A 25,014-nucleotide genomic window follows, 5' to 3' on the forward strand; every position below is an offset into this window, starting at 1 on the left:
CATTCGCCGCATTGCCCTAGAATATCCCGAGAAACTTCTTCTTCTGCTTCTTTTCCTGCCTGGCATTGGCCTTGCCGGACTCTTCCTTGGACGTGGTGCCTCGGCCCACATCATCTCGTGGCTTGCCGTCCTTAGTGCGCTGGGCAGCGGCCGTCGCGCCCGCAAGGACGGGACCGCAAGCCGCGCTCTTGGCGTCGCCTACATCGACAAAGGCCAACACGGCGGCGAGCGGGCTCGCCGCGATCCCGAGCGCTGCCGCCGCGCCGCCGCGCGCCACCAGTTCAGGACTGATGACGTCGATGCCGGGCTTTGCGAAATAGCCGTTGATGCCGACCGGCGACTGGCCCGAAAACAGGCTGAACTTCTTGCCATCGGCGCGGAAAACAAGATCAAGGCTCTCGTTACGGAAGGAGAAGCCGCCCCGCCCCAGCATGACATTCTTCTTGGTATCGATAATGATCGGATCAGCCGCAGCGATGCCGTTGCGGACGGTGAAGGCGATGAGCCCGCAGTTGATCTGGACAGGCTCCTTCAGCTTCTTTTCGAACATCTTCGTGATGAAGGTGCCCACATCGAGTTCGGCAAGCTGCACGTTGCGTGCCCACATGGTGCCCGCAGGCAGGATGACGGCAATCCTGCCATTCGCGGTGCTGAGCGAGTCATGCACCGTATCGCCAAGGCCGGTCATCTGCGCTCGCGCCTTGATGATCCCGGTGGTGCCCGATTCCTCGACCCCCCAGCGGCCAAGCAGCTTGCCCATGGGCGTGGGCGAGAGGCGGACATCATAGCGGGTGCGCACCGGCTTCCCCCGCGCATTTATCTCTATGTCCGAACTGACATGCCCGCCGGACATGTCGAAGGTGAGCGGCGACAGCGTCAGCAGGCTGCGCTCCAGCGCGAGCGTAAGGCCGATATTGGAGATCGGAACGTTGGGCGCCCGGACCTGACGCACGTCATAGCGAACATTCGCGTCGAAATTGCGCAGCGCCTCTACCCGGAGCGGCGCATCCGGGAGGATGCGGGGTCTGCCGCCGACATTCTCGATCGCGCCACTTGCGCCCTGCGCTTCCAGCTTCTGGGGATTGTAGCCGATGAAGGGGCCTACATCGACTATGTCGAGCGTGCGGGTAGCCAGGTCCGCATTCAGGCGCAGGCGATCGTTGGGCAGCGAAACGGTCATGCGGCCGGAAAGGTCGCTGTCTCCGAACCGGCCCTTAAGATGAGTGAAGCGCCATTCTCCGTCCTGCTTCGTAAGGGCGGAGGTGAAGCGGTAGGTGCGGGTTTCGGGAATGGCGACGCCGAGGAAATCGAACAGCAGAGCAAGATTGGGACCGCGCGTCACCAGCCGCAGGTCCGCCCCTTCGATCTCGGTCGCACCGGGCAAGGTGCCGCTGACCTCCAATATCGTCGGCCCCGACTGCGCGTAGAGCGCGAGGCTGTTCTTGCCGCCCGTTATCGTCTGGTTGGGTGAAAGCAGCCCACCACGCAAGGTGAAGGGGCGGCTTCGCATCGTGCCGTCGCCGGAGAAGCGAATGTCGCTTGCAAAGCGCGTATCCTGCGCCTTCACGGTTTCGAAGCGTATGTCGGTCGACAGCTGCATCCGGGGGTCGCGATACCGCAAGGTCGTCCCCGCGAGCAGCGCTCGGCGGATAAGCGGCAGATCGAGTGGCTCTCCCTTCTTGTTCGGATCACCGAAGGTCCATGTATTGCTCTTGCCATCCCGCGACCATTCAAGGTCAGCGGCGGCGTTGCGAAGCTCAAGCCAACGGACGCGATATTTGTCGCCGAAGATCAGGCTGAGCGGTGCGATCCGCGTATCGATAAGATCGGAATAGAAGAAATGCGGGCGGCTCGCCCAAGGCGTGTTGGCGATCGACATCCCCTCGGCGCGGAACTTGATGGTGATGGGCGCGAAATAAAGTTGGAAGTCACCAGCAACGTTGACCGGACGTTCCAGGCGGCTGGTGAGGAAGCGTTCGAACGGATGTTTGAGGAACCGACCCTTCGTGATGAACAGGATCAGCCACAGCAGGAAAATCAGGCCGATGATGTAGGCGATGATGCGAAGGGGCAGCGGAACCTTGCGCCATTTCTGGCGTGCGGAGGACCAATAATGGCCGATGCCTCCTGCCGCGCCGCCGGGCGCAGGAGCCTCTTTTGCCGGAGTGTCCGGCCGCAAGGGATCGGCATCGGCCATGGCGCAAGAACGCCCGTCCTCGTCTTTGGGTCCGAATCACCTTGCCTTTGAAGGTGCTTCCGACTATGCGCGCCCCTTCGCGATATTTGGAAGGACCGCCCGGCTAACTAGGGCTGCCGTGGCTGTCCGTAATCGTCGCGCTGAAGAAGGAGACGAAAATGCCCAAGCTCAAGACCAAGAGCGGTGTGAAGAAGCGCTTCAAGTTCACCGCTTCCGGCAAGGTCAAGCACGGCGTCGCTGGCAAGCGTCACCGCCTGATCAGCCACAACGCAAAATATATCCGCCAGAACCGCGGCACGTCGGTCATGTCCGACGCCGACGTGGCTCACGTGCGCCTCTGGGCGCCCTACGGCCTGAAGTAAGGAGTAGAGGCACATGGCACGCGTAAAACGTGGTACGACCACCAAGGCGAAGCATAAGAGGATTCTGGATCAGGCGAAGGGCTATTATGGCCGTCGCAAGAATACGATCCGCATCGCCCGCCAGGCTGTCGAAAAGGCCGGCCAGTACGCTTATCGCGACCGCAAGGTCAAGAAGCGGACCTTCCGTGGCTTGTGGATCCAGCGCATCAACGCTGGCGTCCGCGCTGAAGGGCTGACCTATTCGCAGTTCATGCACGGCCTGAAGCTGGCCGGCGTCGATCTGGACCGCAAGGTCCTGGCCGACATCGCAATGCACGAAGGCGAGGCGTTCAGCGCCATCATCGCCCAGGCGAAGGCTGCGCTGCCCGCGGCCTGAGTATAGAACGGTCGAAAGATCGTCCAAGGGGCGCCGGGGCAGAAGCTTCCGGCGCCCTTTTTGTTTGGTCTCGCTCACACTCCTGCCGTTCGGGCTGAGCTTGTCGAAGCCCAACTCTTTCGTCGGAGAGAAAATCAGCCCTTCGACAAGCTCAGAGCGAACGGGACGGTGTAACGCGAAGCCTTGGCGCAGAGATAACACCTATGTGACTCCATCTCCGGCGGCTCTACGTCACAGCCGTAGCTGGTGCGCAGGCGTGACCCTTTCCTTGGCGCTCGCGCCCGGCTAAGGCCCGCTCATATTTCGCCTTCGCGGGACTGCTGAAAATCATGAGTGAGATTTCCAATCTGAAAGCCGGCCTGATCGCCGACATCAATGCCGCCGATACGCTCGATGCGCTGGAAGCGCTGCGCGTCGGCGCCATGGGCAAGAATGGGGTGGTGACGGGACTGCTCAAGACATTGGGGCCGATGAGCCCCGAGGAGCGGCTGGAGAAAGGGCCGCCGATTCAGGACCTGCGCGAAAGCGTGACGGCGGCGCTTGCCGACAGGAAGGCCGCGCTGGAGCAGGCGGCGCTCGACGCGAAGCTTGCGGCCGAGAAGATCGACATGACCCTGCCCGCCGACATCGGCCCGCAGGGATCGGTGCATCCGGTGAGCCAGGTGATGGACGAACTGGCGGAGATTTTCGCGGACCTGGGCTTCTCGGTGGCGACAGGGCCGGAGATCGAGGACGACTGGCATAATTTCACCGCGCTCAACATTCCCGAGACGCATCCGGCGCGGGCGATGCATGACACCTTCTATTTCCCCGACGCCGAGGGCAAGAAGATGCTGCTGCGCACCCATACGTCGCCGGTGCAGATCCGCACGATGATGAGTGGCGAGCCGCCGATCCGCATCATCGCGCCGGGCCGGGTCTACCGGTCGGACAGCGACGCGACGCATACGCCGATGTTCCACCAGATCGAGGGGCTGGTGATCGACAAGGGCATCACCCTTGGGCACCTCAAGTGGACGCTGGAGACCTTCCTCAAGGCCTTTTTCGAGCGGGACGACATCGTTCTGCGGCTGCGGCCGAGCTACTTCCCCTTCACCGAGCCTTCGGTGGAAGTGGATGTGGGTTACACGCTCACGAACGGTCAGCGCGTAATCGGTGGTGACGGCGACGCGCCCGGCGGCGGCTGGCTGGAAGTGCTGGGCAGCGGCATGGTCAACCGCCGGGTGATCGAGGCGTGTGGGCTGGACCCCGATGAGTGGCAGGGCTTTGCGTTCGGCACGGGCGTCGATCGGCTTGCCATGCTGAAATATGGGATGAACGACTTGCGCGCTTTCTTCGACGGCGATCTGCGCTGGCTGAAACATTATGGCTTTTCGGCGCTGGATGTGCCGACGCTGAGCGGAGGAGTGGGCGCATGAAGTTCACGCTGAGCTGGCTGAAGACGCATCTCAACACTGATGCCGATCTGCCGACGATCCTAAAGGGCCTGACGAACATCGGCCTGGAGGTCGAGGGGGTGGAGAATCCGGCCGCGAAGCTGGGCGCATTTCGCATCGCCAGGGTGCTGACGGCGGAGCCGCATCCGCAGGCGGACAAGTTGCAGGTGCTGACCGTGGATGCGGGCGATGGCCCCTTGCAGGTCGTGTGCGGCGCGCCCAATGCGCGCGCGGGCCTTGTTGGCGTGTTCGGAACCGAGGGCGCGGTGGTGCCGGTGAATGGCATGGTTTTGAAGAAGACCGCCATTCGCGGGGTCGAGTCCAACGGGATGATGTGCTCGTTCCGGGAGCTGGAACTGGGCGAAGACCATGAAGGAATCATCGAATTAAACGCGGATTCTCCGGTTGGAGAGGTCTATGCCCGGTGGGCGGGGCTCGATGACCCGGTGATTGATGTGAGTATAACACCTAATCGCCAGGACTGCATGGGCGTGCGGGGGATTGCGCGCGATCTGGCGGCAGCGGGCTTGGGCACGCTCAACCCGATCATCGTGCCGACGGTGGAGGGCGTGCGTCCGGGACCGGACGTCCGGGTCGAGGATGAAGATGGCTGCCCGGCCTTCTTCGCGCGCACGGTGCAGGGCGTCACCAACGGCCAGTCGCCCGAATGGATGGCGCGACGGCTGAAAGCCATTGGGCAGAAGCCGATCAGCACGCTGGTCGATATCACCAATTATCTGATGATCGACCTTGGCCGTCCGCTGCATGTCTATGACATGGCGACGCTGAAGGGTCCGCTGACGGCGCGCAAAGGCAAGTCGGGCGAAGAGGTGCTGGCGCTCAACGGCAAGACCTACACGGTTGACGAGACGATGACCGTCATCGCCGACGATGAAGCGGTGCACGACATTGGCGGCATCATGGGCGGCGAGCATTCGGGTGCGACCGACGCCACGACCGACGTACTGATCGAATGCGCCTATTTCACGCCGGAGCGGATTGCGGTCACCGGGCAGAAGCTGGGCCTGACCAGCGACGCACGCGGACGGTTCGAGCGCGGGGTGGACCCGGCTTTCCTGGATGACGGCCTGTCGATCGCGACCGACCTGGTGGTGAAGCTGTGCGGTGGTACGCCGAGCCAAGCGACGCGCGCCGGTGAGCCGCCGGTCGCCAACAAGATCGTCCGTTACGAGCCGTCGCAATGCCTGGCGCTGGCAGGCGTCTATGTGAGCGATGACGAGCAGAAGCGCATCCTTGAAAGCCTGGGCTTTGGCGTGGAGGGGCATGACGCCACCTTCGGATATGAAGACGGCATGCCGGTGACGACACCCGCCCATTGGAGCGTTTCCGTGCCGAGCTGGCGGCGGGACGTCGACGGGTGGCCCGATCTGGTCGAGGAAGTGGTGCGGATCGTCGGGCTGGATCAGGTGCCCTCCACCCCCCTGCCCCGCGCACCCGGCGTGGCGCGGCCGACGGCAACGGCGGAGCAACTGGTCGAACGGCGGGTACGGCGCACGGCGGCGGCCCGCGGCCTAGCCGAGGCGATCAACTGGTCCTTCATCTCGGAGAAGGAAGCCGCATCAGTCGGCGGCGGCGACTGGACGCTCGCCAATCCGATTTCCGAAGATCTGAAGGTGATGCGGCCTTCGCTGCTGCCCGGCCTGCTGTCGGCGACGCGGCGCAACATGGACCGCGGCGCGGCTTCGGTGCGGCTGTTCGAGGTGGGACGGCGCTATTTCGCCGAAAAGGAGCGGGCGACCATCGGCTTCGTGCTGGCGGGCGAGAAGACGCCGCGCGGCTGGCAGACGGACAAGGCGCAGGCTTTCTCGGCCTTCGATGCCAAGGCGGAAGTATTGGCGCTGCTGGCGGCCGCTGGCGCGCCGGTGGCGAATCTGCAGAGCTTTGGCGACGCGTCGGGCGCTTACCATCCGGGGCAATCGGGCACATTGCGATTGGGGCCGAAAGTGGTGCTCGCCGAGTTCGGGGTACTGCATCCTTCGCTGGCTAAGCAATTTGGCCTGACCGGCACTGTGGTCGCGGGCGAGATCTTCCTGGATGCGATCCCGGTCAAGCGGAAGAGCGGCTTCATGCGCGCGCCCTATGCGCCGCCCGCGTTGCAGGCGGTGAAGCGCGACTTCGCCTTTGTCGTGGATGAGGCGGTCGAGGCGGACGCGCTGGTGCGCGCGGTCAAGGGCGCGGACAAGAAGGCGATCGTCGATGCGCGGTTGTTCGATGTGTTTGTCGGCCCGGGCGTCGATGAGGGGCGCAAGAGCCTGGCCATCGAGGTGACGCTGCAGCCCGGGGAGAAGAGCTTCTCGCAAGAGGAGCTGGACGCCATCAGTGCTGCGGTGGTGAAGGCTGCGGAGAAGTTGGGCGGGACGCTGCGGGGGTAATCCAGGCGGTTTTGCTTCGATCTCGACTTCGCTCGAAACGAACGGGGGTAGGGAGGGGCTGAACCTGCGGTAGTTTCCTTGCCGTCGTCCCGGGCTTGACCCGGGACCCCGCTTTTCTTCAGCCATGCGAACGAGGAAGCGGGACCCCGGATCAAGTCCGGGGTGACGATCTCGATTGACCCAGTGAACATCATACAGGGGGTGTGCGATGGACGAGTTGATTACGATCGCTTCGGACGGCCTCACCGCCTCCATCAACCCGCTGGGCGCGGAGCTTTGGTCGCTCACCGACGCGCAGGGCCGCGAACTGATGACCGATGCCGATCCGCGTTGGTGGACGGGGCATGCGCCTTTGCTCTTTCCCTTCGTCGGGCGGTCGCGCGGGGATGTCTATCGGCTGGACGGGCATGAATTTCCGATGCCGCAGCATGGCTTTGCACGACGCATGGCCTTTGCGCAGGTGGAGCACCTGCCCGAATCGGTGACCTTTCGGCTGGAGGCTGATGCGGAAACGCGGGCGGTCTATCCGTTCGATTTCCGGCTCGACATGCAGTTCGCGGTTGTAGGCGGCACGTTGATGATGACGGCCACCGTCATGAACCGGGGCGAGGCGGACATGCCCTTTTCCTTTGGCTATCATCCGGCCTTTGCCTGGCCCCTGCCTTATGGCGGGGCGGCCGAAGCGCATGTCGTGGAGTTCGAAAAGGCGGAGCCTGCGCCGATCCGGAAGGTGGGGGATGAGCCCGGACTGATCTCCAGGGAGAAGGTGCCCTCGCCTGTCGAGGGCAATGTTCTGACGCCCAGCCATGCGATGTTCGAAGGCGATGCGCTGATCTGGGACGAACTGGAAAGCCATAGCCTCCTCTGGGGCGTGCCGGGGCAAACCCGGTTGAAGATCGACTTTCCCGATACGCCTTGGCTGGGGCTGTGGCAGAAGCCGGGCGCGCATTATCTGTGCGTGGAGCCTTGGGCGGGCATGGCGGACCTGGTCGGCTTTGTGGGCGACGTTTGGGAAAAGCAGGGCATCATGCGGCTGCTGCCCGGGGATGAGCGGCGGTTCCGCATGGACGTGACGCTGGTGGACGTGTAACGGCCGCGTCAATGATTCCGTTCGGGCAGTCTGGACGAGTCACGCCCTTCGACAAGCTCAGGGCGAACGGTTGTTTTTGATAGAGCCCCTGACAGGATCATGACCATTCCATCCCGCCGTACCTTCGCGATCATTTCCCACCCTGACGCCGGCAAGACGACGCTGACCGAAAAGCTGCTGCTGGAAGGTGGCGCGATTCACCTGGCGGGTGAGGTCAAGGCGCGCGGGGCGAACCGGCGGGCGCGGTCGGATTGGATGAAGATCGAGCAGCAACGCGGCATTTCCGTGACGTCCTCGGTCATGACGTTTGAGCGGGACGGCATCACGTTCAACCTGCTCGACACGCCAGGGCACGAGGATTTCTCGGAAGACACCTATCGCACGCTGACCGCCGTCGATTCCGCCGTCATGGTGATCGACGCGGCGAAGGGCATCGAGCCGCAGACGCGCAAGCTGTTCGAGGTCTGCCGTCTCCGCAACGTGCCGATCATCACCTTCGTCAACAAGGTGGACCGCGAGGGACGTGATACGTTCGCGCTGCTGGACGAGGTGGCCGACGCGCTGGCGCTCGACGTGTGCCCGATGAGCTGGCCAGTCGGCATGGGCGGCGAGTTCGAGGGGATTTACGATTTCGCCAAGAACCGGCTTCGTCAGCCGAGCGGGGCTTCCAAGGAGTTCGAGGGCAAGGAAGTGTTTGTCGAGGGCATCGATGACGATGCGCTGGCCGAGCATGTATCCGCGCGGGGGCTGGAGAAGCTGCGCGAGGAAGCGGAGCTGGCCGTGGGCGGCTACGCCGATTTCGATCTGGCCGCCTATCGCCATGGCGATTTGACGCCGGTCTATTTTGGGTCGGCGCTCAAGCTGTTCGGCGTGACCGAGCTGATCGATGCGCTTGCCGCCCATGCGCCGCCGCCGCGCGCTCAGCCGGCCGAGCCCGCGCCGGTGGAGCCGGAAGATAGCGAAGTGACCGGCTTCATCTTCAAGGTGCAGGCGAACATGGACCCGCAGCACCGCGACCGGATCGCGTTCATGCGGTTATGTTCGGGCAAGTTCCGGCGGGGGATGAAGCTGACGCCGAGCGGGTCGGGCAAGCCGATCGCGGTGCATTCGCCGATCCTCTTTTTCGCGCAGGACCGCGAGATTGCGGACGAGGCGTTTCCCGGCGACATCATCGGCATTCCCAACCATGGGACCCTTCGAGTGGGTGATACGCTGTCGGAAAAGGCGGGGGTGCGCTTTACCGGCCTGCCGAACTTTGCGCCGGAAATCCTGCGGCGCGTGGCGCTCAAGGACCCGACCAAGACGAAGCAGTTGCGCAAGGCGCTGGACGACCTGTCGGAAGAAGGGGTGATCCAGGTCTTCTATCCGGAGATCGGATCGAACTGGATCGTCGGGGTGGTCGGGCAGTTGCAGCTGGACGTGCTGATTTCACGGCTGGAAGCCGAGTATAAGGTAGCGGCCGGGCTGGAGGCTTCGCCTTTCGACACGGCGCGCTGGATTTCCGGTGACGATGCGGCGATCAAGGATCTAGTGTCGTTCAACGGGGCCAATATGGCGAAGGACCGGGACGGCAATCTGGTGTTCATGGCCAAGAGCGCGTGGGACATCGGATACCAGCAGGAGCGGCATCCCAAGGTGAAGTTCAGCGCGACCAAGGAGCGTTGAGGCATTGGCGGACGCCGAATGACCGCCATCCTCTACAGCTTCCGGCGATGCCCCTATACGATGCGCGCGCGGATGGCGCTGATCGCCAGCGGGCAGGAGGTGGTGCTGCGCGAGGTGGCGCTGCGGGACAAACCGGCGGAACTGATCGCCGCGTCGCCCAAAGGCACGGTGCCGGTGCAGGTCCTGCCGAATGGCGGCGTGATCGACGAGAGTCTGGACATCATGCGCTGGGCGCTATCGCGGCATGATCCCGAAGGCTGGCTTGACGGGGATGATGCAGCCCTGATCGCGCGCAATGACGGGGCGTTCAAGCATCATCTCGACCGGTACAAATATGTGAGCCGCTATGGTTCCGATCCGCTGGAACATCGGTCGGCGGCCATGGAAATATTGGCTGGGCTTGAGGCGCGGCTGGAGCGGAGCAATTACCTTACCGGTGAGCGGCGGAGGCTGGCGGATATCGCCATCTTTCCCTTCGTGCGGCAGTTCGCCGCCGTGGAACCGCAATGGTTTGCTGCGCAGCCCATTCCGCTGGTGAGAAACTGGCTGGACCGGCTGACGGGATCCCCCTTGTTTGGGCGTGCGATGCTCCGGATCGAGCCGTGGCGGGGAGGGGATGCTGCGGTTCTGCTTTAGCCGCGCCGCAGCAGGAAGACAGCGTGCTCGGCGAAAAGGTTCGCGTTCGCGTGCGTGGTTTCCTTGTCGCCCTTCAAGAACCACTGGCCATCAATCTTCCAGCCGCGTTCCTTCACCAGCGCACGGAAGTCATCGACCGTGACATGGTGGATGTTGAGGGTATCGTACCAAGTGTCGGGCAGCAGGCGCGTCACCGGCATGCGGCCGCCCCACATCAGCGAGAGCCTTCCGCGCCAATGGGCGAAGTTGGGGAAGGACACGAACGCCTGGCGGCCGATGCGCAGCAGTTCCTCCACCACCAGATCGGGGCGACGGGTGGTCTGGAGCGTCTGGCTCAAAATCGCATAATCGAAGCTGGCGTCGGGATAATAGGCAAGGTCGGTATCGGCGTCGCCCTGCACTACGGAGAGGCCTCGGCCGACAGCGGCGGCGACATTATCGCCGTCGATCTCCAGCCCGCGCGCGTCGACCTGCTTGGCGTCGCGGAGCGCGGCCATCAGCGCGCCGTCGCCGCAGCCGACGTCCAGCACCCGCGCGCCGGGCGTGACGGTGCGGGCGATGAGGGCAAGGTCGGGACGCAATCCCTCTTCGCTCATGCGCGGCCGCCCTTCAGGAAGCCGTCGACCACGCGGTTCAGTTCAGGACATTCGAGCAGGAAGGCGTCATGTCCGAAAGGGCTCGACAGTTCGACGAAGCTCGCCTGCGCGCCGCTGGCGTTGAGGGCGTGGACGATGACGCGGGATTCCGCCGTGGGATAGAGCCAGTCGGTATCGAAGCTGACCAGACAGAAGCGCGCTTTGGAAGGCGCGAAGGCGGTGGCGAGGCTGCCGCCATGATCCTCCGCAATGTCATAATAGTCCATCGCGCGGGTGATGTAGAGATAGGAGTTGGCGTCGAACCGTTCGACGAAACTCAAGCCTTGGTGGCGCAGGTAGCTTTCCACCTGGAAGTCGGCGTCGAAGCCGAAGGTCTTGGCGTCCCTCCCCTGCAGGCGGCGGCCGAATTTCTCGGTGAGGCCTGCTTCGGAAAGATAGGTGATGTGCGCCGCCATGCGCGCGACGGCAAGGCCTGCGCTGGGCACCTGGCCATCGGCATAATAGTCGCCCCCGCGCCAGTTGGGATCGGCCATGATCGCCTGGCGCCCGACTTCGTGGAAGGCGATGTTTTGAGCGCTGTGGCGGGCGGTCGAGGCGATGACAATGCAGCTTTCGACGCGGTTGGGGAAGATGGTCGGCCAGCTCAGTGCCTGCATGCCGCCCATTGAGCCGCCAATGACGGCAGCAAGGCGGCCTACCCCGAGATAATCGAGCAGCAGCGCCTGCGCGCGCACCATGTCGGCAATGGTGAGCACGGGAAAGCGCATGGCGTATGGGGTGTTGCTGGCAGGGTCGATGCTGGCCGGGCCACTGGAGCCCATGCAGCTGCCGATCACATTGGCGCAGACGATGAAATGCCGTGCGGGATCGACGGGCTTCCCCGCACCCACCATGCGCCACCACCATCCGGGCTTGCCGGTGACTGGATGGTCGGACGCGACATATTGGTCGCCGGTCAGTGCATGGCAGATGAGGATGACGTTGGAGCCGTCAGCATTCATCCTGCCATAGGTTTCATAGGCGATATCGACGGGCGCCAGGACCGCGCCGCTGTCCAGCCGGAGGGGGCCGGCGAGGCGGACCTGGCGGCGGAGGCCGAAACGGCTGTCGTCGGTGGAGGAGGCGCTGGCCATGGTGGAAGCGGGCTAGGACCGTGGAGGGGTGCTGTCAATCGGGTGGGGATCGGCTAGGACCGCTGCATGAGTCAGACCCGCATTCCGATCGTCGCTTATGGACCGCTATCCCCTTATCTGGAGGAGCAGCTGAAGGCACGCTTCCAGGTGCATGAGGTGGCCGTGGATGCCGATCCGACCGCGCTGAACAGTGCCGTGCGGGAGGCTCGGGCGCTTGTCTCCTTTGGTTCGGTGGGTGCTTCGGCGGCGATCATGGATGCGCTGCCTCGACTGGAAATGATCGGCCTTTTTTCCGTCGGCTATGACAAGGTCGATGTCGCGCATGCGCGCAAGAGGGGCATCAGAGTCAGCAACACGCCTGACGTGCTGACCGACGATGTGGCCGATCTGGCAGTAGGGCTGCTCTACGCGACCGTGCGCAACATCGCCGCCAATGATCGGATGGTGCGGTCCGGCAAATGGGCGCGCGGCGGCACGGTAGCGCTGAGCGGAAGCGTCACCGGGCGCCGGATCGGCATATTGGGACTGGGGCGGATCGGCCGGGCGATCGCGCGGCGGTTGGAGCCGGTTGCGAGCGAGATCATCTATCACAATCGCAGGCCGGTCGCAGGCTCGCCCTATCGCTATGTGCAGGATCGGATCGCCTTCGCGCGAGAAAGCGAGGTGATCATCGTCGCGACGTCTGGCGGACCGGAAGCACACGGGCTGGTCGACGCCGCGATGCTGGATGCGCTCGGCCCGCAAGGCATGCTCATCAATATCAGCCGTGGAAGCGTCGTCGATGAGGATGCGCTGGTGGCGGCGTTGACCGAAGGGCGGATCGGCGGCGCGGGGCTGGACGTGTTCGTGAACGAGCCGCAGGTCCCCGAAGCCCTGTTCGCCATGGACAATGTCGTGCTGCAACCGCACCAGGGAAGCGCTACGATAAACACGCGCAAGGCGATGGCCGACCTCGTGCTCGCCAATCTGGACGCATGGGCAGCGGGCAAAGCGCTGGTTACGCCGGTCATATAGCAGCGCTTTGCCTTTGGTGCGGATGACGCTAAAGCGCGCGCATGACCAAACCCGCACCCAAGGAATGGATTCTGGGCATTTCGCCCTATGTGCCCGGCAAGGCAGCGGCCGATGACGGGCGTCCGCTGATCAAGCTGAGCGCGAACGAAAACCCGCTGGGCACCGGCGAGGCGGCGCGCGCCGCCCTCATCGCCGCGACAGCGGACCTTGCCACCTATCCCGATCCCGGCGCGGCGAAGATGCGCGAAGCGATCGCGGCGGTGCATGGGCTTGATCCCGCGCGGGTGATCTACGGCACGGGATCGGACGAGCTGCTGCACATTGCCGCCAGCGCCTATGCCGGGCCGGGCGACGAGATATTGTACGTCAAATACGGCTTTTCGGTCTACGACATCGCGGCGCGCCGGGTCGGCGCGACGCCAGTCATCGCGCCTGACAAGGATTATGCGACCGACGTGGACGCATTGCTGGCCTGCGTGACGGAGAAGACCAAGGTCGTTTTCCTGGCCAACCCCAACAATCCCACGGGCACGATGACGCCGCGCGAGGAGATCGCCCGGCTGCATGCATCTCTGCGGCCCGATATTCTGTTTGTGCTGGATCAGGCCTATGCCGAATATCTGGACGCGAACGAGGATGATGGCGGGTTGGAACTGGCGAGGAACGCCAGCAACGTGCTTGTCACGCGCACCTTTTCGAAAATCTACGGGCTGGCGGCTGAAAGGATCGGCTGGGGCTATGCCAGCGCCGAGATCATTGATGCGCTGCATCGCATCCGCGCGCCCTTCAACGTAACCACGGCTGGACAATCAGCGGCCATCGCGGCGGTGACGGATCAGGCGTGGGTGGAGGCCAGCCGGGCGCATAACCGGCAGTGGCGTCTGTGGCTTGCCGATGAGATCGCGGCCTTGTCGAACCATGGCCTGCGGGCCGTGCCGAGCAAGGCGAACTTCCTGCTGATCCTCTTCAACGGCAAGCTGACCGCCGAAGCTGCGATGAAAGGCCTTTGGGACGAAGGCTTCGCGACCCGGTGGCTGCCCGGGCAAGGGCTTCCCAACGGCCTTCGCATCACCATCGGCACGGAGGAACAAGTCCGCGCGGTCGCGGCCAAGCTGCGCGCCATGGCGGAAACGGCCTGACATGCTGCCCTTCGCGCGCGTCACCATCATCGGCCTTGGCCTCATCGGATCGAGCCTGGCGCGGGCGATCCGCGAATATATGCCGACGGTGCGCGTAACCGGCCATGATGCCGACGCGCGCGTGCGGGAGATCGCGCGGGCCATCGACCTGTGCGACGATGTCACCGACACGGCGGGCGCGAGCGTGACGGACGCGGATCTGGTCGTCCTGTGCGTTCCGGTGAGAGCGATGGGCGCGGCGGCTGCGGAAATTGCGGACGATCTGCCTGCCGACGCGATCATCAGTGACGTGGGATCATGCAAGGCCGATGTGCTGGCGCAGCTGAGCGGCGCTCTTCCGGGCCGCATGATCATCCCGGCGCATCCTGTCGCGGGAACCGAAAATAGCGGGCCGGAAGCGGGGTTCGCCAGCCTGTTCCGGGGGCGCTGGTGCATCATCACTCCGCCCGCCGATGCCGATCCCGTGGCGGTCGAGCGCGTCTCTGAACTGTGGCACCGGATCGGTGCGGACGTGGAAATGATGGACCCGCAGCATCATGACCTGGTGCTGGCGGTGACCAGCCACCTGCCGCACCTTATCGCCTATACAATCGTCGGCACGGCCAGCGACCTGGAGGATGTCACCCAGTCCGAGGTGATCAAATATTCGGCCGGTGGCTTTCGCGACTTCACCCGTATCGCGGCGTCGGACCCGACCATGTGGCGGGACGTGTTCCTGGCGAACAAGGACGCGGTGCTGGAGATGCTGCAACGCTTTTCGGAAGACTTGTCAGCGCTGCAGCGGGCAATTCGCTGGAATGACGGCGACACGCTGTTCAACCTGTTCACGAAGACCCGGGCGATCCGCCGGTCCATCATCGAACAGGGACAGGATGATCCAAAGCCCGATTTCGGGCGTTCGCATTAGGCGGCGCTCGGCGGCGGATTAAGCGCGTTGATCGCGGCATGGACGCGGGCTTCGGCCTCCCGGCGATCGAGGCCTGTGGGCACGACATCCCCGACCTTGTAGGTGATGATGCCAGGGCGCTTCATGAATTTGCCGCGCGGTGACAGGCGGCCGCTGTCCACTGCGATGGGCACGACCGGCAGGCCCAGCAGGGAATAGAGCCCGGCAAAACCAGCACGCAGCGGCGGGCTTTCCCCATGGGGCACCCGCGTCCCCTCCGGGAAAAGGCAGACTGCGCGCCCCTGGTCAGTTGCCGCACGCGCGACGGCGCGCAAAGTCCGCAAGGCGCTGGCCCCCGCGCTGCGCTCGACCGGGATCAGGCCGTAGAGCCGCGCGATCTGTCCCCATAACGGAATATCTAGCAACTCGCGTTTAGCGGCGATCACTGGCCGATCGAAGACGCACAGCAGATCGATTGTCTCAAACATCGACTCATGCTTGACGATATAGAGATAGCGGCCTTCGGGCAGGTCGCCGACGATGCGTATCTTCTGCCCCAGCAGCCATCTTGTGCAGAAGCGGTGAAAGCGGCTCCATGCCGTCGCGATCACCTGAACCCCGGCAGGCCACGGCCACGCCACCAGCAGCGCGAAAAGGACCAGCAGCAGCGATCCACTGTAAAAGACCAGCATGAAGGCGAACGAACGGAGGGCAGTGATCATGGCGCCGTCCTTTTAGATGCCGACGAGCGCGGCGGCGCGGCGTAGCAGATATTTATTATATTCCCGCATCAACATGGTGAGGCTGGGTCGGCTGGGCACGGCGTCATAGATGATCGTCAGCTTGTTCGGCACCGCCTGGCGCAGTTCCAGTGCTGCGCGGCGCATATGCCAGTCAGTCGTGATCAAGCGGACGGTGCGAAAATGCCGCCGCTCCAGCCAATGAGCCGTCTCGATCGCGTTGGAGCGTGTGTCGATGGCTTCGCGGCCAAGGGTGATGCAGCAGGAAAACAGCCGCTCGGGCCGATCATATTGCGCCGCCAGTTCGGCAGGTCGCACGGAACGGTCGACGCCGGATATCAGCATGCGCTTCGCCGCGCCTTCCTCTAGCAGGGCGAGGCCCCGATCGATCCGGCCAGCCCCGCCGGTCAGCACGACGATGGCATCAGTCGGACGGCCGTCGAGCGGCTGCGGCAGGAAGATTGCAAACCAGGCGAAGCCAAGCATCCAGGCAAGAAGCGAGACAGCGAACAGGCGGACGATCATAGCAGCCGCCCCAGCGATCGCAGCACAGTCCAGCGTGCGGCAAGCGTCGAAAGAAGAACGCCGCCGATGGGCAGCAGGGCAAGGATCAGCCAGCTGGTCCAGGGGAGGCTGATCGCCGCGAGCAGGTCAGAACCGGTGGCGGCGAGCCGCGTGCCCAGCAGGATGATGACGAGCAAGGCGGTAACGAACCCGAGCAAGCCGCCGAACAGAGCGTCGAGGCCGATGCGCCGCTGGAAGAGCCGGGCGATCTGAACATCGGTGGCGCCCATCAGGTGCAGCACATCGATGGTGCCGCGATGGCTGTCATGCGCCGCGCGGGCAGCAAGGACGACAATGGCGGCAGTGGCGAGCGCCATCAGCAGCACGATCCCGGCCGCAAGGCTGCCAAGAGCGGTGAGGAGGCTGCCGAGCGGCCGGAGAAATGCCGCATGCGGCTCCACGCGGATGCGAGGCGAAAGGGCGGCAAGGGCGCGGTTCAGACGCTGAACCTTGGCCGCCGTCGCTCCTGGCGTGAGCTCGACATCGATCAGCGCAGGGATGGGGAGGTCGCCGCTGGCGGCATCCTGGCCGAGCCATGGCCTGATTTGATCGGCAAGCGTGGCGGGGTCCACGGGACGGACCGCGCGAACGTCGGGCGATTTGCGGAGGAGACGGGCAGCAGCGCCGCTCAGTTCCTCGCGACGGTCGGCATTGGCCTCCACGATCTGAATCGTGGCCCGTCCGGCAAGGTCTGCGCCCACGGATTGAACGGCAGCGGCAAGGCCAAGGCCGGATGCTGCCGCAAGCACGGTCAGGAACATCATGATCGCAATGACCCAGGGCATGGGCCCGGCAACGCGGCCTTCGGGCAGCAGCCGATGACGCGCGGCGGCAGCAGCGCGGCGGTCTGCGCCCGTCATGATACTGCCACGCCTTGCGGGCGGGGCGGATAACGCAGCGCTCCGGTCGGGTCCGACAGGCGCCCCTTGTCCAGCCGCATCATCTGCGCGCCCTGAACCTGACCTATGAGCGGCAGGTCGTGGGTAGCGACCACGATCGTTGTGCCAAGCCGATTGAGCGCCTCGAACAGGGTCAACAGGCGGCGGGCCATGTCGGCGTCGACGTTGCCGGTGGGTTCGTCTGCGACGAGAATTTCGGGCCGGGCGATGACTGCGCGGGCGATGGCGACGCGCTGTTGCTCTCCGCCCGACAAGGTGGCCGGACGCGCCTGCCCGCGATCGCCAAGGCCGACCCAGTTGAGCATTTCGGAAACGGACGCGTCGATCTCGCTCTCCGCCATGCCTGCGACGCGCAGGGGCAAGGCGATATTGTCATAGGCGGACAGGTGAGAAACCAGCCGGAAATCCTGAAAGACCACGCCGATGCGCCGACGGAAGCCGGGCAGGCGCTTGCGGGGCAGCGTCACCACATCCTCACCGAACAGGCGAATGACGCCCCTGCTTGGCCGCTGGGCGAGGTAGAGCAGCTTCAAAAGGGACGTCTTGCCCGCGCCCGAAGCACCGGTGAGGAAATAGAAGCCACCGCCATGGAGGGAGAAGCTGACGTCGGACAGCGTCTCGCTATCCAGACCATAGCGCAGGCCGACATTTTCGAACTGTACGATCGCCGACATGCCTTGGTTGATGCGCCCGCGCGCTCCCTGCTTCCCCTGCCATGCAGCCATGGCACAGGGGGCGGGCTGGCGTAAAGCCCAAGGCGTTGCAAACCGCCGAGTCGCGCCATCTTCGGCCCTGCCCTTCAATGCCGCTTGCCCTCGAGTCAAAGCCATGCCTATGAAGCGTCATGATCCTGGTGTGTCCCAATTGCGCCACGCGCTATATTGTGCCGGACAGCGCCGTCGGCCCCAATGGCCGCCAGGTTCGCTGCGCCTCCTGCAAACATAGCTGGTTCCAGGAAGGACCAATCTTGGCGCCCAGGGAAGAGGCCATGGTGGAGGCGCACGCGCCGGTTGCTGCCGAAGCACCTCCCGCCCCGCCTCCCCCTCCACCTCCACCCGTGTCAGCCCCGGCACCCACCGCTCCTGCGCCTGTCGAGACGGAGGCTGATCCACAGCCTGTGGAAGAGGCAGCCCCGGCACCCGCACCCAAGCCCGTCACGGCGGCTGCTCCCTTCATGGCGGCAGCGCAGAGCGACAATCGGGTCGACGACATCTATGGCCGCGTGCGGGAGGATGCTGAGGACCCCTCCGCCGCCCCGGTAAAGCCGCGCCGCAACAGGCTGAAGCTTTGGACCTATGCAGCGGTGCTGTTCTGCCTATTGATCGGCGGTGTCGGCGGCGCACTCTGGTATTTCGGAACGCCGAGCTGGGCTGTCAATCTGGGCCTGGTGTCCGAGGAAGGCGATCCCGACCTGCTCTTTTATCTTTCCAAGCCTGCCGAACGCCGGAAGCTGCCGACCGGCGAAGAATATTTCGCGTTCGGCGCGCGGATCGTGAACAGTGGAAAGGAGACCCTGCCGGTGCCACCGGTGCTGGTGCAGTTGCGCGACCAGCAGAACCGGCTGGTGTTCAGCTGGACGACGAAGGCTGACCGCACCAGCCTGAAACCGGGTGAAGAAGCGTCGATCAACGAGAGCCGGATCGATATTCCCAAGAATGCCGAGAATTTGTCGCTGACTTTCGTGCAGTAACGCGCCGCTGCGTAGGCCTTATCCGGCAGGACAGAACCGAACCGCCGACCCGTTCGCCCTGAGCCTGTCGAAGGGCTTCTCTTAAAATAAGGAAGAGGCTTCGACAGGCTCAGCCCGAACGGAGGATGGGTTCCGTTGCACCTACGGATAGCTCACCGTCTTTGGCCGCCCCTGCGGGATCGGAATGAACTCCTGATCATCTCCCGGGATCAACGGGAAGCGCATCGCTTCCCAATCCTCGCGCGCCTGGAAAAGGCGGTCCTTGGAGGATGAAACGAAGTTCCACCATACATGGCGCGGCGTCTGGAAGGCCTCACCGCCGCAATACATCACCCGGCCGCCATCGACGCTCATCAGCGTGGCGCGGGTGCCGGGGCGCAGCACGTAAAGTGTCTGCGGCAATAGCGGCACGCCATCGATCGCTGCGTCTCCACCAGCGACATAAAGGGCACGCTCATCAGCGTCGGCATCGATCGGGACACTGCCGCCCGGCATCAGCTGGATATCGGCATAGATGGTGTCGGCATAGGTGGTGACCGGCGAAGTTGCACCCCACAGGCTGCCCATGATGACCCGCGCATTGGCCCGACCGCAATCGATGACCGGTAGCCCGCCTTCGCTGACATGTTCAAAGGCAGGCGCCATTTCCTCGACGCCGTCGGGAAGCGCCAGCCAAGTCTGGATGGCCGAGAGCTTGGACTCCCGCGCACGGTCGCTGTCGGGCGAGCGTTCGGAATGGACGATGCCGCTACCCGCGGTCATCAGGTTGATCGCGCCCGGCTCTATCAGCTGTTCGGTGCCCAGCGAGTCCCGATGGAGAAAGGCGCCCTCGAACATGTAGGTGACGGTCGCGAGGTTGATGTGCGGATGGGGGCGCACGTCGATGCCCTGCCCCGCGCCGATCCTCGCCGGCCCAGCCTGATCGAAGAAGATGAAGGGGCCTACCATCGTCCGGCCCGGCGCAGGCAAGGAGCGGTGGACGCGGAAATCACCCAGATCGTGCGTGGTCGGCGTGATCGTCTGAATGATGAGGTCGTCTGGCTTCATATAGTGTCCCCTGATCAGGCTTCGCCGGGCGCGCGCGCCTTGATCGCCAGCGCGTGCACCTTGTCGCGGAGCAGGTCGGCCAGCGCCGTGTTGACCAGCCGCTGCCGCGCGACACGATTCTTGCCCGCAAATTCAGCCGAGACGATCTCCACCGTGAAGTGGCTTTCGCCCGATCCATCATGTCCGGCGTGGCCGCGATGCATTTCGCTGTCGTCGATCACGGCGAGTTGCTCTGGTGACAGGGCGGCGCGTAGCCGCTGCTCAATCTCTGTGGCCACCGGGCCTTTCAGTTGGGTGCTCATCGCACCTATATAGGCCCTTTGTTCCACCATGCATCAGGGCAAATTTGTCTACCGATCCCTTCTCGACCCGTCGTTTCAACCGCTTCCATGGCCGCGTGGAGAGCGATCGCCCTTGCGCGGTCGAAGGATGCGCCGAGCCGGGCGAGTTTCGCGCGCCGCCATTGGAAGGCGGGCGGCCGAACCAGGAAGGTCCGCGCTGGCGCTGGCTGTGCCTCGACCATGTGCGGGAGTTCAACCAGGGCTATAATTTCTTCACCGGCATGAGCCCCGATGAGATCGCCGCCGCACAACGCCCCTATGCAGGGTGGGAACGGGAAACGCGCGCCTTTTCATCGAACGCCGCCAGCCCGCCACCCAAATGGTCGGACTTCCAGGACCCGCTCGACGCGATCGGCGCCAAGTTCAGGGAGCGGGTGGCAAAGGCGCGGGCCGACAACCAGATGCGCCAAGACGGCAAATTCCTGTCCAACGACGATCGCAAGGCGCTGTCCGTGATGGGATTGCCCGTCGATGCGGATCGCAAGGCGTTGCGGCAGCGTTATACGGAGCTGCTGCGGCGCTATCATCCCGATCACAATGGCGGCGACCGCAGCCACGAAAGCGCCCTGCAGGGCGTGATCGAGGCCTATGGCCTGCTGCGCAAGGCGCCTGCCTTTGTCTGAGCGGGCAGTCCGCACCGCGCCGATTGGCTACTCGACACCGGCCTTCGCCTTACGTTAGGGCGGAGGAGACCGAACAGAAAGAAGACCGATGACCGACATTCCGAACGTCCAGCCCGATACACGATCAGAGACGCTGCTGGCCGCGCCCGACCGTGAGGTCGATGCACGCGAGACGTTCGGTGTCGACGTCGACATGAAGATCCCGGCCTTTTCCGAAGCGGACGAGCGCGTGCCTGATCTTGATCCCGCCTATGTGTTCGATCCGGATACGACGCTCGCGATCCTGGCGGGCTTTGCCTATAACAGACGCGTCATGGTGCAGGGCTATCATGGCACGGGCAAGTCCAGCCATATCGAGCAGATCGCGGCGCGCCTCCGCTGGCCCTGCATCCGCATCAACCTCGACGCGCATATCAGCCGCATCGACCTTGTCGGCCGCGACGCCATCGTGCTGCGCGATGGGCAGCAGGTGACGGAATTCCGCGAAGGCTTGCTGCCATGGGCGTTGCAGCGCCCGGTCGCGCTGGTGTTCGACGAATATGATGCCGGGCGTCCCGATGTGATGTTCGTGATCCAGCGCGTGCTGGAAACCGACGGCAAGATGACCTTGCTCGACCAGAACCGCGTCATTCGGCCCAACCCGCATTTCCGCCTGTTCGCGACCGCCAACACGGTGGGCCTGGGCGACACGACCGGCCTTTATCATGGCACGCAGCAGATCAACCAGGGACAGATGGACCGGTGGAACCTGGTCGTGACGCTGAACTATCTGCCCGCTGCGACCGAGGCGCAGATCGTGCTCGCCAAGTCGGGCGAATATGATCATGAGGGCGGCCGCAAGGAAGTCGAGAATATGATCAAGGTGGCGGAGCTTACCCGCCAAGGCTTCATCAACGGCGACATTTCGACCGTGATGAGCCCCCGCACCGTCATCAGCTGGGCGCAGAATGCGCTCATCTTCAAGAATGTCGGCTTCGCCTTCCGCCTGTCCTTCCTCAACAAATGTGATGAGGCGGAGCGGCCGCTGGTGGCGGAATATTATCAGCGCGTGTTCGGCAAGGACCTGCCGGAAAGCGTCGCCCACCGGGCGGCGTGACGCGATGATCGTCGTCGAGCGCATCGCGCCGGATGGCAGCGCGCACCGGGTCAACATCCGGGGCCATGAGTTGATCGTCGATATGACGCCGCCCGATGGCCATGACGCAGGTCCCGATCCGCATGACCTGTATGATTCGGCGTTGGGCGCATGCAAGGCGATGACGATGCTTTGGTATGCGCAGCGAAAGGGCATCCCGGTCGAAGACATCCATGTCGGCGTCATCCGCGATGCGAGCGAGGAGCGGGACGGCATCTACCGGCTTACGACGCGGATCGCGCTAGGCGGGCCTTTGACGCAGGAGCAGCATGATACGCTGATCGGTGTCGCCGCGCGCTGCCCCGTTCACAAGCTGATGAGCGACGTGGAAACGCGGATCGAAACCGTCGCCGTGCCGCCTGTCGGCGAGGCTGAGCGGCCGTGACGGAGACCATCGCTCCGGTTGGCCCCGGCCGCCGCCTGCCACTGGAGCGCGCGTTCAACCTGCGCGATTTCGGCGGCTATGCGACCGCCGACGGGCGCGTCGTCCGGCGAGGCATGTTGTTCCGTTCGGGCACCATGGCACTGCTGAGCGAAGCGGACGCGGCGCATCTGCGTTCGCTCGGCATCCAGGCGATTTGTGATTTCCGGCGAGGCAATGAACGGAGCGCGGAGCCGACGCTCTGGCATGGAGCGGAAGTCGATTATTTCTGCCGCGACTATAGCGAAAGCAGCGGCGTCCTGGGCGAGATGCTGAAGCGCAAGGACGCGACCGCGGAGGACATGCGTCACGCGATGATCGCGCTGTATCGCGCCATCCCGCTGGACCATGCCGCATCCTATCGCGCGATGTTCGCGCAGATCCTGGCCGGACGCGTGCCGATCATCATCAACTGTTCGGCGGGGAAAGACCGCACTGGTGTCGGCGCTGCGTTGATATTGGCGGCGTTGGGCGTGCCGCGGGAAACGATAGTCGATGATTATTTGTTGACCAATGAACATGCCGACTGGGATTGGCTGCTGACCCAACGCAGCACGCTGGTCGCGCGGGCATGGTCGGCACGGGCCGAGGCGCTGGAGCCATTATTGACCGTGGATGAAGCGTATCTCGACAGCTTTTTTGCCGAGCTGGACAGCAGCCATGGCGGCATTGAAGGATATTTGGCCGGTCCGCTGGGGATGGACGAGGGCGCGCGGCAACTGCTGCGGGAAAGGCTGCTCGACTGATGGCGGAGCGTTCGCCCCTGGATGCTTTCAAGGACGTGCTGTCCGGCGCGGCCCGGTCGATCGCGCGCGATGCGGAGGTCGAGGTCGGCTTCACCGCGGACGCCCCGCATATAGCGGGCAAGGCGATCAAGGTGCCGACGCCCGGCCGCAACCTGCCCCCCGACCAGGTCGCGCTCGCCCGAGGCTTTGCCGACGCCAACGCGCTGCGGCTGCGGCATCATAACCTGAAGCTGCATGCCAACGCTGCGCCAGCCGACGCCACCGCGCGCGCGGTCTATGACGCGGTCGAGCAGGCGCGTGTGGAGGCTATCGGGTCGCGGGCGATGGAAGGCGTGCGGGCCAACCTCAACCATGCGCTGGAGTTGCGGCTGAAGTCCGATCCGCTGCGCCGGGCACGCTCTGCCGATGAAGTGCCGCTGTCGACAGCGCTCGCGCTCAAGGTGCGTGAGCGGCTGACCGGCCAGGCTATCCCAAAGGATGCGACCGGTGGCATGGCCATGGTCGATGCCTGGATCGAGGAGAAGGCAGGCGCCGACCTTGATGCGCTGGGCCTCGCCATCGACGACCAGCGCGCTTTCCAGAAGCTCGCCCAGGCGATGCTGGAGCATCTTCAGCTGGTCGAAAGCGACGCGCCGCCCCCCACCGACGAAGAGGAACCGCAGGACGAAGGCGAGGACGAGGAAGAGCAACAGGAAGAAGGCGATTCGGGCGAAGAGGAGTCCGGCGACAGCGACATGAACGCCGAGGCGCGGGCCGAGGACAAGGGCGGCGACACCGAAGAAGGTGAAACCGAATATAGCGACGATTTCGACGCCGACAGCGACCAGGGCGCCGACGACATGGGCGATGAGGGCATGATGCCCGTCCGGCCCAACCGGCCGATGTCCGATCTGCCGCCGGGCTTCGACTACAAGCCCTATACGATCGCGCATGACGAGATCGTCACCGCCGATGATTTGTGCGACGAGGATGAACTCAATCGCCTGCGCGGCTTCCTCGACCAGCAGCTGGTGAGCTTGCAGGGGGCCGTCACCAAGCTCGCCAACCGGCTGCAACGCCGGTTGATGGCGCAGCAATCCCGGTCATGGGACTTCGATCAGGAGGAAGGGCTGCTGGACGCTGCCCGGCTCGCGCGGATCGTGATCGATCCTACCCGGTCCCTCTCCTACAAGGTCGAGCGGGACACGGAATTTCGCGACACGGTGGTGACACTGCTGATCGACAATAGCGGCTCCATGCGTGGACGGCCGATCAGCATCGCGGCGATCAGCGCCGATATCATGGCGCGCACGCTGGAGCGCTGTGGCGTCAAGACGGAGATATTGGGCTTTACCACGCGCGCCTGGAAGGGCGGACAGAGCCGGGAGGATTGGCTCGCGGCCGGACGCCCGCCGATGCCGGGGCGGCTCAACGACCTGCGCCACATCATCTACAAGAAGGCGGACGAGCCCTGGCGGCGGGCGCGACGCAACCTTGGCCTGATGATGCGCGAGGGGCTGCTCAAGGAGAATATCGACGGTGAGGCGCTGCTCTGGGCGCATCAGCGGCTGATCGCGCGTAATGAGGAACGCCGCATATTGATGGTGATTTCCGATGGCGCGCCGGTCGATGATTCGACGCTGTCGGTCAACAGCGGCACCTATCTTGAGCGCCATCTGCGGCAGGTGATCGAATGGATCGAGAACCGGTCTCCGGTACAGCTGGTCGCGATCGGCATCGGGCATGACGTGACCCGCTATTACCGGCGCGCCGTCACCATCATGGATGCCGAACAACTGGGCGGGACGATGGTGGAGCAGCTGGCTGGGCTGTTCGACGAAGATTAGCAGGTCGATCAGCCGCCCGGCTGCGTTCATCCCTTGAAATGACCATCGGCGCTCTCGAC

25 protein-coding genes are annotated in these 25,014 nt (G+C 64.3%); 16 read left to right on the top strand and 9 right to left on the bottom strand.

Annotated features, from left to right (window positions below; all coding sequences use genetic code 11):
* Positions 1-16 precede the first annotated feature (16 nt).
* Positions 17-2,197, bottom strand: coding sequence for an AsmA family protein (locus ACYU8T_RS11075; protein ID WP_461159465.1), 2,181 nt, complete (start codon positions 2,195-2,197; stop codon positions 17-19).
* A gap of 158 nt (positions 2,198-2,355) precedes the next feature.
* Between ACYU8T_RS11075 and rpmI the strand changes: the two genes are divergently transcribed.
* From rpmI to ACYU8T_RS11110, 7 genes are all read left to right on the top strand, one after another.
* Positions 2,356-2,559: a 50S ribosomal protein L35 gene (rpmI, locus tag ACYU8T_RS11080; RefSeq protein WP_007689506.1), complete on the top strand. Its 204-nt coding sequence runs from the start codon at positions 2,356-2,358 to the stop codon at positions 2,557-2,559.
* A gap of 13 nt (positions 2,560-2,572) precedes the next feature.
* Positions 2,573-2,935 carry a 50S ribosomal protein L20 gene (rplT, locus tag ACYU8T_RS11085; RefSeq protein WP_022682430.1) on the top strand — a complete coding sequence of 121 codons (363 nt, stop codon included), beginning with the start codon at positions 2,573-2,575 and terminating at the stop codon, positions 2,933-2,935.
* A gap of 329 nt (positions 2,936-3,264) precedes the next feature.
* Positions 3,265-4,353: a phenylalanine--tRNA ligase subunit alpha gene (gene pheS / locus ACYU8T_RS11090; RefSeq protein WP_461159466.1), complete on the top strand. Its 1,089-nt coding sequence runs from the start codon at positions 3,265-3,267 to the stop codon at positions 4,351-4,353.
* The gene (pheT, locus tag ACYU8T_RS11095) at positions 4,350-6,764 is read left to right on the top strand and encodes a phenylalanine--tRNA ligase subunit beta (protein WP_461159467.1); all 2,415 of its coding nucleotides are present in this window, start codon (positions 4,350-4,352) and stop codon (positions 6,762-6,764) included. Before pheS ends, pheT begins: the two co-directional genes overlap by 4 nt.
* Positions 6,765-6,972: 208 nt before the next feature.
* A complete protein-coding gene (locus ACYU8T_RS11100; RefSeq protein WP_461159468.1) occupies positions 6,973-7,854 on the top strand; it encodes an aldose 1-epimerase family protein in 882 nt (293 codons plus the stop codon).
* Between the two features lie 99 nt (positions 7,855-7,953).
* Positions 7,954-9,519, top strand: coding sequence for a peptide chain release factor 3 (locus ACYU8T_RS11105; RefSeq protein ID WP_461159469.1), 1,566 nt, complete (start codon positions 7,954-7,956; stop codon positions 9,517-9,519).
* A gap of 18 nt (positions 9,520-9,537) precedes the next feature.
* Complete coding sequence (locus ACYU8T_RS11110; RefSeq protein ID WP_461159470.1) at positions 9,538-10,155, top strand: glutathione S-transferase; 618 nt, start codon at positions 9,538-9,540, stop codon at positions 10,153-10,155.
* Here the strand turns inward: ACYU8T_RS11110 and metW are convergent.
* Positions 10,152-10,751, bottom strand: coding sequence for a methionine biosynthesis protein MetW (gene metW, locus ACYU8T_RS11115; RefSeq protein ID WP_097092583.1), 600 nt, complete (start codon positions 10,749-10,751; stop codon positions 10,152-10,154). The two genes, ACYU8T_RS11110 and metW, sit on opposite strands and share 4 nt — an antisense overlap.
* On the bottom strand, positions 10,748-11,884 hold the full coding sequence (metX, locus tag ACYU8T_RS11120) for a homoserine O-acetyltransferase MetX (protein WP_461159471.1): 1,137 nt from the start codon (positions 11,882-11,884) through the stop codon (positions 10,748-10,750). The genes metW and metX overlap by 4 nt, the downstream gene beginning before the upstream one ends.
* 66 nt (positions 11,885-11,950) lie before the next feature.
* On the opposite strand from metX, the gene ACYU8T_RS11125 reads away from it, so the two are divergent.
* Genes ACYU8T_RS11125 through ACYU8T_RS11135 form a run of 3 tightly spaced genes read left to right on the top strand, consistent with a single transcriptional unit; the run spans position 11,951 to position 14,944 of the window.
* On the top strand, positions 11,951-12,898 hold the full coding sequence (locus tag ACYU8T_RS11125; RefSeq protein ID WP_461159472.1) for a 2-hydroxyacid dehydrogenase: 948 nt from the start codon (positions 11,951-11,953) through the stop codon (positions 12,896-12,898).
* Between the two features lie 41 nt (positions 12,899-12,939).
* Positions 12,940-14,037 carry a histidinol-phosphate transaminase gene (gene hisC / locus ACYU8T_RS11130; RefSeq protein ID WP_461159473.1) on the top strand — a complete coding sequence of 366 codons (1,098 nt, stop codon included), beginning with the start codon at positions 12,940-12,942 and terminating at the stop codon, positions 14,035-14,037.
* 1 nt (position 14,038) lies between these two features.
* The gene (locus ACYU8T_RS11135) at positions 14,039-14,944 is read left to right on the top strand and encodes a prephenate/arogenate dehydrogenase family protein (RefSeq protein ID WP_097092587.1); all 906 of its coding nucleotides are present in this window, start codon (positions 14,039-14,041) and stop codon (positions 14,942-14,944) included.
* Here ACYU8T_RS11135 and ACYU8T_RS11140 read toward each other — a convergent pair.
* The 4 genes from ACYU8T_RS11140 to ftsE are packed head-to-tail and all read right to left on the bottom strand — an operon-like array spanning position 14,941 to position 17,800.
* The gene (locus ACYU8T_RS11140) at positions 14,941-15,645 is read right to left on the bottom strand and encodes a lysophospholipid acyltransferase family protein (RefSeq protein ID WP_461159474.1); all 705 of its coding nucleotides are present in this window, start codon (positions 15,643-15,645) and stop codon (positions 14,941-14,943) included. The two genes, ACYU8T_RS11135 and ACYU8T_RS11140, sit on opposite strands and share 4 nt — an antisense overlap.
* Positions 15,646-15,657: 12 nt before the next feature.
* On the bottom strand, positions 15,658-16,188 hold the full coding sequence (locus tag ACYU8T_RS11145; RefSeq protein ID WP_097092589.1) for a YdcF family protein: 531 nt from the start codon (positions 16,186-16,188) through the stop codon (positions 15,658-15,660).
* Complete coding sequence (locus ACYU8T_RS11150; RefSeq protein ID WP_201515887.1) at positions 16,185-17,087, bottom strand: cell division protein FtsX; 903 nt, start codon at positions 17,085-17,087, stop codon at positions 16,185-16,187. Before ACYU8T_RS11150 ends, ACYU8T_RS11145 begins: the two co-directional genes overlap by 4 nt.
* Complete coding sequence (ftsE, locus tag ACYU8T_RS11155; protein WP_097092938.1) at positions 17,084-17,800, bottom strand: cell division ATP-binding protein FtsE; 717 nt, start codon at positions 17,798-17,800, stop codon at positions 17,084-17,086. Before ftsE ends, ACYU8T_RS11150 begins: the two co-directional genes overlap by 4 nt.
* Before the next feature lie 170 nt (positions 17,801-17,970).
* Between ftsE and ACYU8T_RS11160 the strand changes: the two genes are divergently transcribed.
* Positions 17,971-18,816 (top strand): MJ0042-type zinc finger domain-containing protein, encoded by an 846-nt coding sequence (locus tag ACYU8T_RS11160; protein ID WP_461159475.1) that lies wholly within the window; start codon positions 17,971-17,973, stop codon positions 18,814-18,816.
* 141 nt (positions 18,817-18,957) lie between these two features.
* Here the strand turns inward: ACYU8T_RS11160 and ACYU8T_RS11165 are convergent, their stop codons facing one another.
* Both ACYU8T_RS11165 and ACYU8T_RS11170 read right to left on the bottom strand, forming a co-directional pair.
* Complete coding sequence (locus ACYU8T_RS11165; protein ID WP_247230043.1) at positions 18,958-19,863, bottom strand: pirin family protein; 906 nt, start codon at positions 19,861-19,863, stop codon at positions 18,958-18,960.
* 14 nt (positions 19,864-19,877) lie between these two features.
* On the bottom strand, positions 19,878-20,165 hold the full coding sequence (locus ACYU8T_RS11170) for a BolA family protein (RefSeq protein ID WP_461159476.1): 288 nt from the start codon (positions 20,163-20,165) through the stop codon (positions 19,878-19,880).
* A gap of 44 nt (positions 20,166-20,209) precedes the next feature.
* On the opposite strand from ACYU8T_RS11170, the gene ACYU8T_RS11175 reads away from it, so the two are divergent.
* From ACYU8T_RS11175 to cobT, 5 genes are all read left to right on the top strand, one after another.
* The gene (locus ACYU8T_RS11175; protein ID WP_097092593.1) at positions 20,210-20,827 is read left to right on the top strand and encodes a J domain-containing protein; all 618 of its coding nucleotides are present in this window, start codon (positions 20,210-20,212) and stop codon (positions 20,825-20,827) included.
* Positions 20,828-20,915: 88 nt separating this feature from the next.
* On the top strand, positions 20,916-21,923 hold the full coding sequence (cobS, locus tag ACYU8T_RS11180; RefSeq protein ID WP_097092594.1) for a cobaltochelatase subunit CobS: 1,008 nt from the start codon (positions 20,916-20,918) through the stop codon (positions 21,921-21,923).
* A gap of 4 nt (positions 21,924-21,927) precedes the next feature.
* Positions 21,928-22,347, top strand: coding sequence for an OsmC family protein (locus ACYU8T_RS11185; RefSeq protein WP_201515892.1), 420 nt, complete (start codon positions 21,928-21,930; stop codon positions 22,345-22,347).
* Positions 22,344-23,129, top strand: a complete 786-nt coding sequence (locus tag ACYU8T_RS11190; RefSeq protein ID WP_461159477.1) for a tyrosine-protein phosphatase — start codon at positions 22,344-22,346, stop codon at positions 23,127-23,129. Before ACYU8T_RS11185 ends, ACYU8T_RS11190 begins: the two co-directional genes overlap by 4 nt.
* Positions 23,129-24,955: a cobaltochelatase subunit CobT gene (gene cobT / locus ACYU8T_RS11195; RefSeq protein ID WP_461159478.1), complete on the top strand. Its 1,827-nt coding sequence runs from the start codon at positions 23,129-23,131 to the stop codon at positions 24,953-24,955. Before ACYU8T_RS11190 ends, cobT begins: the two co-directional genes overlap by 1 nt.
* Positions 24,956-25,014: the final 59 nt, after the last annotated feature.

The sequence above is a fragment of the Sphingobium sp. TomMM35A genome, assembly GCF_054771735.1.